This window comes from Paradevosia shaoguanensis (genome assembly GCF_016801025.1).
In the GTDB taxonomy this organism is placed as follows: domain Bacteria; phylum Pseudomonadota; class Alphaproteobacteria; order Rhizobiales; family Devosiaceae; genus Paradevosia; species Paradevosia shaoguanensis.
In genome coordinates this window covers 2,910,007-2,924,693 of the sequence record NZ_CP068983.1, presented here as the reverse complement: position 1 = coordinate 2,924,693, position 14,687 = coordinate 2,910,007, and the positions used below count along the sequence as shown (strand labels likewise).

At 64.2% G+C, this 14,687-nt stretch carries 12 protein-coding genes; all 12 read right to left on the bottom strand.

The features are described from left to right. Positions 1-258: 258 nt before the first annotated feature. The 12 genes from JNE37_RS13910 to JNE37_RS13855 all read right to left on the bottom strand — a co-directional run bounded on the left by JNE37_RS13910 (position 259) and on the right by JNE37_RS13855 (position 14,653). The gene (locus JNE37_RS13910; RefSeq protein ID WP_203063363.1) at positions 259-2,253 is read right to left on the bottom strand and encodes an acetyl-CoA carboxylase biotin carboxylase subunit; all 1,995 of its coding nucleotides are present in this window, start codon (positions 2,251-2,253) and stop codon (positions 259-261) included. After that, positions 2,254-2,631 carry an endonuclease domain-containing protein gene (locus JNE37_RS13905; RefSeq protein WP_203063362.1) on the bottom strand — a complete coding sequence of 126 codons (378 nt, stop codon included), beginning with the start codon at positions 2,629-2,631 and terminating at the stop codon, positions 2,254-2,256. It lies immediately after the preceding gene. Positions 2,632-2,780: 149 nt separating this feature from the next. Further along, positions 2,781-4,313 (bottom strand): acyl-CoA carboxylase subunit beta, encoded by a 1,533-nt coding sequence (locus JNE37_RS13900; protein WP_203063361.1) that lies wholly within the window; start codon positions 4,311-4,313, stop codon positions 2,781-2,783. 68 nt (positions 4,314-4,381) lie between these two features. Then, a complete protein-coding gene (locus JNE37_RS13895; RefSeq protein WP_211200050.1) occupies positions 4,382-5,416 on the bottom strand; it encodes an MDR family oxidoreductase in 1,035 nt (344 codons plus the stop codon). 58 nt (positions 5,417-5,474) lie between these two features. After that, positions 5,475-7,190 (bottom strand): tetratricopeptide repeat protein, encoded by a 1,716-nt coding sequence (locus JNE37_RS13890; protein ID WP_203063359.1) that lies wholly within the window; start codon positions 7,188-7,190, stop codon positions 5,475-5,477. A gap of 391 nt (positions 7,191-7,581) precedes the next feature. Beyond that, complete coding sequence (locus JNE37_RS13885) at positions 7,582-9,606, bottom strand: putative bifunctional diguanylate cyclase/phosphodiesterase (protein WP_203063358.1); 2,025 nt, start codon at positions 9,604-9,606, stop codon at positions 7,582-7,584. A gap of 159 nt (positions 9,607-9,765) precedes the next feature. After that, the gene (locus tag JNE37_RS13880) at positions 9,766-9,951 is read right to left on the bottom strand and encodes a DUF3008 family protein (protein ID WP_035028496.1); all 186 of its coding nucleotides are present in this window, start codon (positions 9,949-9,951) and stop codon (positions 9,766-9,768) included. A gap of 44 nt (positions 9,952-9,995) precedes the next feature. Continuing rightward, positions 9,996-10,493: an MgtC/SapB family protein gene (locus tag JNE37_RS13875; protein WP_052014930.1), complete on the bottom strand. Its 498-nt coding sequence runs from the start codon at positions 10,491-10,493 to the stop codon at positions 9,996-9,998. A 14-nt stretch (positions 10,494-10,507) separates the two neighbouring features. Beyond that, positions 10,508-11,293, bottom strand: a complete 786-nt coding sequence (locus JNE37_RS13870) for an SDR family NAD(P)-dependent oxidoreductase (protein WP_203063357.1) — start codon at positions 11,291-11,293, stop codon at positions 10,508-10,510. Positions 11,294-11,729: 436 nt separating this feature from the next. After that, on the bottom strand, positions 11,730-12,776 hold the full coding sequence (locus JNE37_RS13865; protein ID WP_203063356.1) for an NAD(P)-dependent alcohol dehydrogenase: 1,047 nt from the start codon (positions 12,774-12,776) through the stop codon (positions 11,730-11,732). Positions 12,777-12,794: 18 nt separating this feature from the next. Then, positions 12,795-13,580, bottom strand: coding sequence for an ATP-binding cassette domain-containing protein (locus JNE37_RS13860; protein WP_035028505.1), 786 nt, complete (start codon positions 13,578-13,580; stop codon positions 12,795-12,797). Continuing rightward, positions 13,577-14,653 carry an ABC transporter permease gene (locus JNE37_RS13855; RefSeq protein ID WP_035092466.1) on the bottom strand — a complete coding sequence of 359 codons (1,077 nt, stop codon included), beginning with the start codon at positions 14,651-14,653 and terminating at the stop codon, positions 13,577-13,579. Before JNE37_RS13855 ends, JNE37_RS13860 begins: the two co-directional genes overlap by 4 nt. Between the last annotated feature and the right edge of the window lie 34 nt (positions 14,654-14,687).

Sequence of the window (14,687 nt, the reverse complement as noted above, 5' to 3'; positions counted from 1 at the left end):
GGGGGAGGGACAGGGTGGGGGGTAGGCGGACTGCACGGAGTCGGGGGCTCACCCCCACCCCTGTCCCCTCCCCGCAAGGGGGAGGGAGACGACGATGGCGACGGGCGGTGTGTGTGGCCTTCCCCCTCCCTAGCCCTCCCCACAAGGGGGAGGGTGGGGTTTGCTGCTCGATCTCGTCAAGGACACCCACCCTCCCCCTTGTGGGGAGGGTTAGGGAGGGGGTGAGGCCGCAAACACTGTGCCTGTTGCCCTGCCCGCTCATACTTCGGAAAACTCCAAGATCACCTCGTCCACGGCTAGCACCGCCCCAGGCTGCACCCGCACCTTGGCCACCCGCGCGCGCTTTTCCGCCTTGAGCACATTTTCCATCTTCATCGCCTCGACGATGGCCAGCGGCTGGCCGTCCTCGACGATATCACCTTCGGCGACATCAATGCGCACCACCTGGCCGGGCATCGGGCAGAGCAGGAATTTGGAGAGGTCGGGCGGCACTTTGATCGGCATCAGCGGCATGAGGTCTGCGACGCGGGGGAGCAGCACCTTGAGGTCGAGGTCGGCGCCGCGATAGCGGATGCGGAAGCCGGAGGTGCGGCGGTCGACTTTCATGCGGTGGACGCTGCCATCGACGCGGGCGCGGGCGATGGTGTCGCCGGGCTCCCAGCGCATCTCGACCAGCGTGCGGCCGCCGGAGTGGTAGAGCCAGAATTCCTCGTCCTTCTCGGTGACGTCGAACTGCCAGCGGCGCTCGCCGAGCAGGACGGCGCGCTGGTGGCTGGGGATGTATTCATCCGATCCGGCATCGAGGAAGCCGCGCCCGTCGATGCGATAAGCAGCGCAGGCAGCGAAGGCGGCGATCTCGCCCAGGGTCTGGTCGTCGAGTTCGGCGCCGTGGAAGCCCTCGGGGAATTCCTCGGCGATGTAGCCGGTTGTGAGGCGTCCCTCGCGGAAACGCTGCTGACCCATGACGGTGGAGAGGAATGGCAGATTGTGCCCTACCCCTTCGACCTCGAACTCATCGAGCGCCACGGCCATGGCCTCGATGGCGGCGGCGCGGTCGGGAGCCCAGGTGCAGAGCTTTGCGATCATGGGGTCGTAGAAAGTGGAGATTTCCCCGCCCTCATAGACGCCGGTGTCGTTGCGGACGACAAAGGCGGAACTGCTCTCTTCCTCCGGCGGCCGATAACGCGTGAGGCGGCCGACCGAAGGCAGGAAATTGCGGTACGGATCTTCGGCGTAGAGGCGGCTTTCGATGGCCCAGCCATTGAGTTTCACACCGGCCTGGGTCAGCGGCAGTTTTTCGCCGGCGGCGACGCGCAGCATCAGTTCGACGAGGTCGAGGCCAGTGATGAGCTCGGTCGCCGGGTGCTCGACCTGGAGGCGCGTGTTCATCTCGAGGAAGTAGAAATTGCGGTCCTTGTCGACGATGAACTCCACCGTGCCGGCGCTGGCATAGCCAACCGCCCTGGCGAGAGCGACGGCCTGTTCGCCCATGGAGCGGCGGGTGGCTTCATCCAGGAAGGGCGACGGAGCCTCTTCGATGACCTTCTGGTTGCGGCGCTGGATGGAGCATTCGCGCTCGCCGAGATAGAGGGCGTTGCCGTGGGTGTCGGCCAGCACCTGAATTTCGATATGGCGCGGCTCGGTGACGAATTTTTCGATAAAGATCCGGTCATCGCCGAACGACGACGCGGCCTCGGACTTGGAGCGCTCGAAACCCTCACGGGCCTCGGCGTCGTTCCAGGCGATGCGCATGCCCTTGCCACCACCACCGGCCGAGGCCTTGATCATGACGGGATAGCCGATCTGGGTGGCGATTTTGACCGCCTCCTCCGCATCGGCGATGAGCCCCATATGGCCGGGGACAGTGGAGACCCCCGCCTCGGCGGCGATTTTCTTGGAGGTGATCTTGTCGCCCATCGCCTCGATGGCCTTTACCGGCGGGCCGACGAAGATAATGCCGGCGTCGGCTAAGGCGGCAGCGAAGGCGGGGTTTTCCGAGAGGAAGCCATAACCGGGGTGGACTGCCTCGGCCCCGGTTTCGCGACAGGCGGCGATGATCTTGTCGATCGAGAGATAGGAGTCCTTGGCCGGAGAGCCGCCGATGTGAACGGCTTCATCGGCGAGGCGGACGTGGAGCGCTTCGCGGTCGGCGTCGGAATAGACAGCGACGGTTTTGATGCCGAGCTTGCGGGCGGTCTTGATGACGCGGCAGGCGATCTCGCCGCGGTTGGCGATGAGGAGTTTGGAGATCATTCAGGCGGTCTTTCCGTCCATGGCCTGGTGGCGTGGGCTAGCTGGTCGGCCTTCCAGAGATTGGGCAACGATGTCGAAGACACCATCTGGGTTGGTCAGCACGTCCAGGTTGCTGAAGCGCAGGACATCGTAGCCGCGCGAGCGAAGGAAGGCGTCTCGCATTGCGTCATGGGCCAGCCCGGCGTCGGCGTAGTGCTGGCCGCCGTCAACCTCGATGACAAGATGGGCGTGGTGGCAGACGAAATCGGGAAAATAGTCGCCGACCTGGCTCTGCTTGCGGAAGTGATAGCCGCTGGTGCGGAACGTGTAGAGCAGGCGCCAGAGGCGCTTTTCGGCGTCCGTGGGGGTGGAGCGGAGAGTTTGGGCGCGGGTGGGCATTCAGGAGTCCCCCCTCCCAGCCTCCCCCGCAAGGGGGGAGGTGTTTCGATCCAGTTGCCGGTCAACTAAGCGTCCCACAACCACGGATAGCACCTCCCCCCTTGCGGGGGAGGCTGGGAGGGGGGTGAGCCGAGCGTCCTGCATCGCCATCACAGCGGAATATTGTCGTGCTTCTTGACCGGCACCGACGCCTTCTTCTTCTTCAGCGTCTCGAAGGCCCGCACCACCCTGCGCCGCGTGCCATGCGGCATGATCACGTCGTCGATGAAGCCGCGCTCCGCCGCGACGAAGGGGTTGGCCAAGCGGTCTTCGTAGTCCTTCGTCCGCTTGGCGATCTTGTCCTTGTCGGCGAGTTCCGAGCGATAGAGGATTTCCACCGCCCCCTTGGCGCCCATCACGGCGATTTCGGCGCTCGGCCAGGCGTAGTTGACGTCGGCGCGGATGTGTTTTGAGGCCATCACGTCATAGGCGCCGCCGTAGGCTTTGCGCGTGATGACGGTGACCTTGGGCACTGTCGCCTCGGCGTAGGCGAACAAAAGCTTCGCCCCGTGCTTGATGATGCCGCCATATTCCTGCGCCACGCCCGGCAGGAAACCGGGGACGTCGACCAGCGTCAGGATCGGGATGTTGAAGCAGTCGCAGAAGCGGATGAAGCGGGCGGCTTTCTTGGACGAGTTGATGTCGAGACATCCGGCCAGCACCAGCGGCTGGTTGGCGACGACGCCCACTGTCGAGCCGTTGAGGCGGATGAAGCCGGTGAGGATGTTGCCGGCGTGGTCTTTCTGCAGTTCCAGGAAATCGGCTTCGTCGGCGATCTTGAGGATCACCTCGCGCATGTCATAGGGCTTGTTGGCGCTGTCGGGGATGATGGTATCGAGGCTCGCCTCACCACGATCGATGCGGTCGTTGACGGCGACGACCGGCGGCTTCTCGTTGGCCGAGAGCGGCAGGAAATCGAAAAGGCGGCGGACTTCGAGCAGGGTCTCGATATCGTTCTCGAAGGCGGCGTCGGCGACCGAGGAGATTTTGGTGTGCGTCGAGGCGCCGCCCAGTTCTTCCTGGGTGACGATCTCGTTGGTGACGGTTTTGACCACGTCCGGGCCGGTCACGAACATGTAGCTCGTGTCCTTGACCATGTAGATGAAGTCGGTGATCGCCGGGGAGTAGACCGCTCCACCCGCGCACGGCCCCATGATGACCGAAATCTGCGGCACCGCGCCTGAAGCCTGGACGTTGCGCCAGAAGACCTCGGCGTAACCGCCGAGCGAGGCCACGCCTTCCTGGATGCGGGCGCCACCGCTGTCGTTGAGGCCGATGACAGGGGCGCCATTCTGGACGGCAAGGTCCATGATCTTGCAGATTTTCTGGGCGTGGGTTTCGCTCAGCGAGCCGCCGAAGACGGTGAAATCCTGCGAGAACACGTAGACCATGCGGCCGTTGATGGTGCCCCAGCCGGTGACGACGCCATCCCCGGGAATGATGGTTTCGTCGATCCCGAACTCGGTGGCCCGATGGGTGACGAACATGTCGTATTCTTCGAAGGAACCGGGATCGAGCAGAACTTCGAGGCGCTCGCGCGCCGTGAGCTTGCCCTTGGCGTGCTGGGTGGCGATACGCTTTTCGCCGCCGCCCAGACGCGCCTGCGCGCGCTTCTCATCGAGCGCTTCGATAATCTTCTGCATGGGTCCCCTCAACAGCCCGGCGAAGTCTATTGTTAGCGCAGATTATTTGACCGGACAGTCAAAATTTATCACGCGCCCGAATGCGTGGAAAGCGGCACGACGTTGTCGCGTGCGGGCTTCGGATTGACGATGACGCGGCCCGCGACGCCACCTGCCAGGATGCTCTCGGCCTCGGCCGGCAAGTCCTCGAGACGCGCTTCGGAGACCATCGGTTCATAGGCGGCGGGGACGAAGAGGCTGGCCATTCGCTCCCAGGCCGCAACGCGCGCTTCATAGGGCTGCATGACGCTGTCGATGCCGAAGAGGGTCACGTTGCGCAGGATGAACGGCAGCACGCTGCCGTCGAATTTGGCGCCGCCAGCCAGGCCGATGGAAGCGACCGCACCGCCATAGCGAATTTTCTTGAGGACTTCGGTAAGGAGCGGCCCGCCGACCGGATCGATGGCTGCGGCCCAGCGCTCGCCGTCGAGACCTTTGCCGGAGGGTTCAAGCAACTCGCGCCGATCGATGATCTCGCTGGCGCCAAGACGCGTCAGGTGTTCGGATTGTTCGGGCCGGCCGGTGACGGCGACGACACGGTAGCCGAGGCGAGCGAGGAGCATGACGGCAAGGGAGCCCACGCCACCCGATGCACCGGTGACGAGGATATCTCCGCAATTGGGCGTAACGCCATCTTCCTTGAGCCGATTGATGGCGAGCATGGCAGTGAGGCCGGCAGTGCCGAGCATCATGGCCGTACGCGAGGACAGGCGGCGCGGCAGTGGCACGAGCCATTCGGCATCCACGCGCGCCCGCTCGGCGAAGCCGCCCCAGCGCGTTTCCCCGACACGCCAGCCGGTGAGGATCACGGCCTGGCCGGTGTGATAGCGGTAATTGCGGCTCTCGATGACGCGCCCAGCGAAGTCGACGCCTGCAACATGCGGATAGGCGCGAACGATATTGCCCTTGCCGGTCAGCGCCAGGCCGTCCTTGTAGTTGAAACCGGCCCACTCGACCGCAACCAGCACGTTGCCCGCCGGCAGCTCAGCGTCTTCGACCGACCGCACCGACGAAACGATCTCGCCACTTGCGTTCCTGTCGGTCACCAATGCACGAAAAACCAAAACTCTCTCCACCCCGGCCTTGAACATCGGCCGCCTTGTGCCCGCCACAGCACCATTTTCAATAGGGTCCGGTCAACGCCTTTGGCGGCACCCCTGCCCGCTCAAGCCCGGCAGCCAGTGCCGTAAGCAAGCTTGTGTCGGATAGCCGGCGCCGCAGCTCCGGCAGGATGCCGTTGGCGCGAAACGGCTGGTGATCGAGCACCTGCGGCAGGTAGCGGCTGACAATGGCTGTGTCGCCCGATTGAAGGGCGGCGGCCACAACGACGACCGCGCCCAGCGTGCGATCACTTTGCGCCAACGTTTCGCCATAGCGGCGCGCCTGCAGGTAGTCGCCATCGCGCAGCGCATTGAGCGCGGGCGCCGCGAAATACCAGGAAGGTGGATTGGGCGTTTTACGGATGGCGGTATCGGCGAGGTCAGCGCCCTGCTGCCAATCGGGACCGAGCGAAAGCAGGCGCCCGAGCGCGGCTATGGCGTTGGCGCTGGCCGGGTTGAGCTGGACTGCGGAGGCATAGGCGACGCGGGCTTTGGCGAGGTCGCCGGCCATTTCGTCGACGCGTCCAGTTTGCTCCCAGACAAAGCTGTTGATGGGGGCGGCCGTGACGGCGGCATCGCTCAGCCGGCCGGCGGCCACGGCTTCCTCGGCGACCTTGGTCGGGGCGGCAGTATCCATGACCAGCGCGGCATTAGTAGCGAGGGAGGCAGGCGTCATCTGCTCTTCGGCCGGAAGCGAGGCGAAGCACCGGCGAGCCGATTGCGCATCGTCGGGATCGGCGGTGTCGCGGTAGGCCTCGAAGGCGATACGGCAGAGATAAGGCGTGGCTACGGCGGAGAAATTGGGGTGCGTCGACAGCCATTGGCGCGCGGAGCGATGCAACGGACCGCGTGGACTGCCCAGCACCAGGGCGATACCGCGCGACACTTCGTCTACCGCGCGCGGTCGGGTCGCCTCGGAAAGGGGGCGCGATACCGCGTAGCTCCACTGCACGCTCTGGTCGCGAGCGCGGGTGAGGATAGCGCCGTATTCGACGGCGCCGTCGACGACGCGCATGACGCCTGACAGGACGTAGCTTTCCGGGCCGGCAGGATCGGCGCCTTTCGGATCGGCCGAGCCATAGGCAACGTCGATGTCGTCGAACCGGTCGAGATCGCTCACCAATGCCAGCGCCACGTCGCCGACAACCGACTTTCCCTCTTCCCCGGCAAGGTTCTGGAAATCGACTACGGTAACGACCGGCTTCCTCGGGGGCGGCATGTCGAGCCCGGGTGGCAGCGGCTGTCCCCAAAAGAGATAAGCGAGGCTGGCAAGGGCCGAGGCGAAGAAGGCGCCGATGAGGAGGCCGGAGCCGAACCGCCGGGACGGCAGCGTCGCAACCGGGGCGACAGCGGGAGCCTCGGCCGTCGGGATAGCTTCCGGAGTGGCTTCATCGGCATCTGTCAGCTCGAACCTGGGCACATAGCGACCGACGGGCAGCTCGATGCGCACGCCATGAGGCATGCGACCATCCTGATAATATTGTTCGAGCAGCGCGCGGAGGCGGCGGGCCTGCACCCGCACGATCGGATCGGCTTGGGGATCGAAATCGGCGGGGCGCCCGAAGACATCCACCGCAATGGAATAGGCCTTGATGGCGGCCTCACGTCCCTCAAGCTTCGCCTCGACGATATAGCGCAGGAAATGGGCCAGTTGCGGGGAGCGAACCATCTCGGGCCAGCTCAGGACATCGTCCAAAGCAGCCTTGATCCGTGCAACCGAACCCTCGGGCTGCACCAAGCGTGAACCTCCCCTACCCCCTCGGGCGAGCATCAACCAGTTTACATGTAAAATGCAAGCGGGTCTTACCGCACTTAACCCCATGCCTCTTTCGCGACGCGCGCGAGCAGTTCATCAACTGGGAACGAATGCGTCGTTCGCCGGCAGAGCGCAGCCGCGAACGGGCATATTGTGCGCGATTTCATTATTGCGCGCACGGTGGGAAGGAGCGCATCCGCAGTGGCTTTCCCCAGCTCCCGCCACAGGTGTGGAGTGTTCCTTCCGACCCAGAATGCGGCGGGACCTCAGGGGACCGACCAGAGGCCGGCGTTTCCTCCCGAGCGCCCGGCACGAAAGAGGGGAAGTCCCGGCAAGGACTTCCCCTCTCTTTCGTTCGAGACCCCGAAACGGATCAGCCGGCGCGCTCGACGAGCCGCAGCGGCACGACCACGTCCGGCAGATCAATCGAGGGTGCGGGACGGCCGAGCAGATAGCCCTGCGCCTCCATGCAACCTTCCTCATGCAGCATCGTCATCTGATCCTCGCGCTCGACGCCTTCGGCGAGGACAGGGATATTGAGACTTTTGCCGATGGTCAGCACGGCCTGCACGATGGCCTTGGCCTGGGGGCTACGATCGATCTCGGCAAGGAAGGCCTTGTCGAGCTTGATGCGATCGAATGGGAAGAGGCTGAGCGAGGCGAGCGTCGAATAACCGGTGCCAAAATCATCCATGGCGACGGAAACACCGAGCGCGCGCACGGCCTTCAGAATGCGGACGGTGTGGTCCGGATCGGCAACGAGCGTGCTTTCGGTGACTTCGATCTCGAGCCGCTTGGGATCGAGTCCGGTTTCATCGAGCACCTGCTCCACGAGACGCGGCAGGCTGTCATCGAGCATCTGCACGGGCGAGACGTTGACGGCCACCTTGTAGGGACGCGGCCAGGCGGCGGCATCACGGCAAGCCATGCGCATCACATGCTCGCCCAGCGGAATGATGAGCCCCGAATGCTCGGCGAGCGGAATGAACTCCATCGGCGAGACCATGCCGCGCTCAGGATGGCGCCAGCGCACCAGCGCCTCATAACCGACGATCTCGCGCGTCTGGACGTTCTTCTGAACCTGGTAGTAGAGCTCGAACTGATCGTCGTCGATGGCACGAGCCAGTTCGACCACCATCGTACGGCGCTGGCGCGCCACTTCATCGAGATCGGCCTGGTAATAGCCAACATCGCTGTTGTGAAGGTTCTTGACCCGGCTCATGGCAAGATCGGCGTTGTCGAGCAGCGCTTCGATATCGTCGGCGTCGTCGGGGAAGAGAGCCACGCCGAAACGGGCAGAGACTTCCAGCGCACCATCGGGTGTCTCGAGACGCATGGCGATGGCCGATTGCAGGCGCTTGATGAGCATGGGGACATCCATGTCATCGAAGACCGCACGCAGCACCGCGAATTCATCGCCGCGGGTACGGGCGACGATTTCCGTCGGCATCAGCGCACTCTTGAAGCGATTTGCGATGGTGCGCAGCACGCGATCGCCCTCGGCATGGCCAAGTATGTTGTTGATGTCGCGGAAGCGATCGATGTTGATGACGATGGCGGCAAGCCTGGTGTCCTTGACCCCATCGCTCACGAGATTGACCGCCTCGCGCACGAACCAGTCGCGATTGGGCAGACCCGTAAGGGCATCGTGATTGATGATCTCGCGAACGCGGGCAGATGTTTCCTTGCGCACCGAGCTATCGAGGAAGGAACTGGCGAGACCAGTGCCAAGGATCAGGAGCCCCATCGAGCCGACGGCGAAGGCGAGACCGAGCCCGGAGCCCAGGTCGACGAAGCCGGAGAGGCACAGCACGGGATCGTGCATTGCCGTCATGGCCGTGAAATGAAGGCCGACGATCGAAACGGTGAGAAGCGCCGTGGCGCCAATGGCATGCGCGCGCGTCGTACCGACCTTGATGACCGTAAAGCCGGCCAAGCCCAGAAGGAGCGCGATGGAAACCGCCATCGCGGCATAAAGGGGGCTGAACACGATGACGTGCTGGCCGCCATCCATCACGTAGCCGGCCATACCGGTAAAGTGCATGGCGCTGACCGCCGCGCCGAAGATGAGCCCGCCCACTTCCCAGGAGAGCGGCAGGCGCTGCTCGACCGCGACAGCGCCGGCAATGAAGCAGCCTATCATCGCGATCATGGCCGAAAGCGCCGTCATGACGGGCTCGTAGCCCACGGGCACGCCGGGCTGATAGGCGATCATGGCGATGAAGTGTGTACACCAGATCGCGGCGCCGCCGGACACCCCGACCATGAAAAGCCAACTAAATCGTGCTCCCCCATGCGCCTTCCTGGCGCGATGAAGAAGCCGTATCGCCACCGCCACGCCCGCTATGCAGACGAAAGCCGCCAGCAGGACGAGGAGGAGGTTGTGTGCTCCGGCCATACTGCCGATCAACCACATACGAGCCCCCAGTAGAACTGCTCCACTCTAGGGGGTGCAAGTCTTAACAAGAGTGAAACGGTTTACCTGGGGATGCGCCCTACTTCGCTTTCGCCCGGATTTGCGCGACGACAGCGTTAACAAAGCATGGGAAACGTCACACTATTTCGCGACATGTTCCGGCAGCGATTTCCGCTTGGTTGCAGCGAACTCCTCGAGCTGCTTTTCACTCATGGATTCATACATTTCCTTGGATGCGCCCTTGAGTTCGCTCACCTTCAGCTCGCCGCGCTTGGCGGCGAGAGCAGCGCCCGCAGCTTCCTGCTGGGCCTTGGATTTGGCAGGCATTTCGGCCTCCTTTGCTGATCCCATGAGCAACGCCCGCACCGGCGCTAGCGTTCCTCGCTGCCTGGTTCATCTTTGGCATCGATCCAGAGCTTGAGCGCGCGCAGCAGGGACAGCACGATGATGGCGAAGAGCGAAACCACGAAGCCGACGACGTAGTAGCCGAGTGACGTCGCCACGCCCACGGCGCCGGCAAGCCACATGCCTGCACCGGTTGTCAGGCCCTTGACGTCATGCGGCCGCCGGAAGATGGCGCCGGCTCCCAGGAACGCGACACCGGCGGTCACCGCATCGATGGCGCGGATGGGGTCCGCACGGCTATTGGGCGAGCCGCCGAAGGTTTCGAAGATTTCGATGGTGAGCAGGGTAAAGAGGCACGCAGCTGTCGCGATGAGGATATGCGTGCGCAGCCCTGCACCCTCCCGATGCCGCTCGCGCTCGAAACCGATCATGCCGCCGAAAAGTGCGGCGAGGCCGATGCGAATGAAGATGACGTGCAGCGGCGTGTGGGGCTGAACGAGGCCGATAGCATCCGCGAAATCCATTGCGCCTCCGCGCGTCAGACCGTCTTGAGCATGCCTCCGTCCACGAAATAGGTGGACCCGGTCGAGTAGGTCGCCTTGTCCGAGCAGAGGAAGACGAAGAAATGCGCCAATTCCTCGGGCGTTCCGAAGCGCTTCATGGTGGCGTATTCGTCGGCGACGCCCTGGAGGTGAGCCTGGTAGCCATCCTCGCCGGCAAGCTGCTTGGCGGTCTTCACCCAGTCGGGGGTGAGGATCAGGCCCGGATTGATGCAATTGACCCGGATGTTGTCGCCCACGACCTCGGTCGAGAGGGTTTTGGAGAACATCATCAGCGCCGACTTGGTGGTGTTGTAGATCGGCTCGTACCAGAGCGGCTGCACGGCGCAGATCGAGGCATTGTGCAGCACGACCCCACCGCCGCGCTTCTTCATCTGCGGGACGATACCGCGGGCGAGGCGGACGGCGGCCATGACGTGCAAGTCCCAGTAATACTGCCACTTTTCGTCCGTGGCATCCTGGATGGTCTCGTTCGATCCCGTGCCGGCATTGTTGATGAGAATGTCGGCGCCGCCAAAGGCCTTCTGGGCGCCGGAGATGACGGCATTGCAGCCCTCGGCGGTGGCGACGTCGGCGGCAACCCCGTGGACGAGGATTCCGTACTTGTCGGCGATGCGCGAAGCTTCGGCGTCGATGCGGTCATGGTCGCGGGCGACGAGAACGAGATTGGCCCCCTCGGCCGCAAGCCCCTCGGCCACGGCAAGGCCGATGCCGACGGTACCGCCGGTGATGATGGCGACCTTGTCGCGAAGTCCGAGATCCATGGTGGTGCTCCTGGGGGTGGGTGGTGGGGAATTTCGGGTTAGGCGACGGGTATGAGGATAGCAGGGTGTGGAGGCGGGTGGATTAGTTCTTGAAACTGTTTGAATTCAATGTGTTAACGCAGAGGCGAAGTTGTGGCCGGGAATGGGAGCTAGGGGGATAGACACAATTTTGCCGGGCGGATGAACGGAGAATTCGGGAGGATGAACGGGGCAAGGGATGGAGTCTTGTGCCTTCCCCCTCCCTAACCCTCCCCACAAGGGGGAGGGTGGTGCCTTTGGCCGAGATCGAGCAACAAAACCCCACCCTCCCCCTTGTGGGGAGGGTTAGGGAGGGGGTGAGGCCGAGGGCTTTGTGTCCTTTGCTTACCCCCCACCCTGTCCCTCCCCCGCAAGGGGGGAGGTGACGTGCTGGCGCGGGCGGGGGTGTGGCCATGGGTCAATCCGGCATGCGGATCTGCAGCTTGACGTCGCTGGGGCGCGCTTCCACGGCCCGGTCGAACGCGGCTACGGAATCCTTGAATGCGAAGGTTTCCGAAATGAGGGGTTTGAGGTCGACGCGACCCGAGGCGAAGAGGGCGATGGCGCGGTCGTATTGGTGGGCGTAGCGGAACACCGTTTCGATGCGGATTTCCTTGGTCGAGGCGGTGGCGATGTCGAAGGGCGCCGGTTCGACCGGCAGGCCGACGACGACAATGGTGCCGCCCGGACGCGGCAGGTCCATGATGGTTTCCCAGGCTTTTGGGGAACCGGAACACTCAAAGACGATATCGGCGCCCCAATCCTCGGTGAGACGCTTCACCTCGGACACGATGCTCTTTTCGCGGATGTTGACCGGGATGACGCCCTGGTAGCGGGCGGCGATGTCGAGCTTGGGCTGGGCGAGATCGGCCACGATCACGCGGGCGCAGCCGCCGGCGAGCGCGGCGATGGCCACCATGGTGCCGATGGGACCGGCGCCGAGAACCACGGCGGTGTCGCCGGGCGTGATGCGCGCCTTGGTGGCCGCCTGCATGCCCACGGCAAAAGGCTCAACCATGGCGCCTTCGGCAAAGCTCACATTGTCAGGGAGCCTGAAGGTGTAATTGGCCGGATGGACGACGAATGGCGTCAGCACGCCGTGGATCGGCGGGGTGGCCCAGAAGGTAACGGCGGGATCGACATTGTACATGCCCAGGCGCGAGGCGCGCGAATTGGGATCGGGAATACCCGGCTCCATGCAGACGCGGTCGCCGACCTTGAGATGGGTGACGCCCTGCCCGATCTCGACAACGGTGCCGGCCGCCTCGTGACCGAGAACCATGGGCGCATTGACGACGAACGGCCCGATGCGGCCATGGGTGTAATAGTGCACGTCCGACCCGCAGACGCCCACGGTATGGATCTTGATCTTGACCATGCCCGGACCGACGTCCATCGGCAGGTCGATATCGCGGAGCTTCAATTCGTGCTGACGCTCGAGCACGAGCGCTTGGGCCATAGTCATTTTTGGAACATCTCTTCCCTAGTTCACCACCGTCTCCGCGGGCGGCTTCATGGCGCCGGTCATGATCGCGACGGCATCCGACATCGAGAAGGCCTTGGGGTCGATTACCGCGATGCGGCGGCCCAGGCGGTGGATGTGGATGCGATCGGCGACTTCGAAGACGTGGGGCATGTTGTGCGAGATGAGGATGATCGGCAAGCCACGGCGCTGCACGTCGAGCATCAGCTCGAGCACGCGCCGGCTCTCCTTGACGCCGAGCGCGGCGGTGGGCTCGTCCATGATGACCACCCGGCTGCCGAAGGCGGCGGCGCGGGCCACGGCGACACCCTGGCGCTGGCCGCCCGAGAGGGTTTCGACCGACTGGTTGATGTTCTGGATGGTCATCAGCCCCAGTTCGGAGAGTTTTTCGCGGGCGATCTTTTGCATCTGGCTGCGGTCGAGCGTGCGCAGGACCTGGCCGAGGAAGCCGGGTTTGCGCACCTCGCGGCCGAGGAACATGTTGTCGGCGATCGAGAGGGCGGGCGAGAGGGCCAGGTTCTGGTAGACGGTCTCGATGCCGGCATTGCGCGCCTCGATGGGCGAGCGGAAATGCACCAGCTCGCCATTGAGGCGGACCTCGCCCGAATCCGGGATGACCGCCCCGCAGAGCGCCTTGATGAGCGTGGATTTGCCCGCGCCGTTGTCGCCGATGACGCCGAGGATTTCGCCCGGCATCAGGTCGAAATCGGTGTTGTCGAGAGCGACGACGCGGCCATAGCGCTTGTTGAGGCCACGGGCCGAGAGGATGGGGGTGACCTCGCTCATGCCGAAACCTTCCTGATCCACTGGTCGATGGTGACGGCGAGGATGATGAGAATGCCGACGGTGAATTCCTGCCAGAGGACATCGACGCCCGCGAGCGCCAGGCCGTTGCGGAACACGCCCACGATGAGCGCGCCCACCAGCGTGCCGACGATGGAGCCGCGTCCGCCGAAGAGCGAGGTGCCGCCGATGACGACGGCGGTGATGGCATCGAGATTGGCGTTCTGGCCAGCGAGCGGGGAAACGGCGCCGATGCGGCCGATGGTGACCCAGCCCGCAATGGCGCAGATGAGGCCGGCAAGCGTGTAGACGCCGATGAGTGTGGCCTTGGTATTGATACCGGCGAGGCGCGCGGCCTCGGGGTCGTCGCCCACCGCATAGATGTGGCGGCCGAAGGCGGTGCGCGCCAGCATGTACCAGATGAGGAAGGCCAGGATGATCATCAGCACCGCGCCATAGGTGATGACGGCCCCTCCCCCCAGCTTGATGATGGTGCCCAGCAATTGCAGGAAGGGCGCCGCCGCCGCGATGTCCTGCGAACGGATGGTTTCGGAGCGCGATACGAAGATCACCAGCGCCCCGTAAATGCTCCAGGTGCCGAGCGTGACGATGAAAGGCGGCAGGCGCACAAGGGCGACGAGTATGCCGTTGATGAAGCCGCAGAGCGTGCCGGTGAGAAGCCCGGCGGCGAAGGCGAGGGGCACGGGAACGCCGACCACCACCGCCAGCCGCCCCATGACGATGGACGACAGGATCATGATGGCGCCCACGGAAAGGTCGATGCCCGCCGTGAGCACGACCAGCGTCTGGGCGATGCCGAGCACGCCGATGATGGTCACCTGCTGGAGGACCAGAGACAGGTTGAACGGGGCGAAGAATTTGGACCCGGCAGCGACCGAGAAGATCAGGATGCCGATGATGAGCACGATGAAGGGGATGGCCGTCGGGTAATTGTGCAGGAAGTGCTGCACCATCCGGAGCGGCGATTTTTCGTCCGTGTCGAAACTGGCCACCCCGTGCTGGGCGCCTTCAAGGCCCTTTTCCGCCGATGACGAACCGGCTGCGTCGTCGCTCATACCATCCCCTCCCAAGGATCAGTCGTGGCGAGAA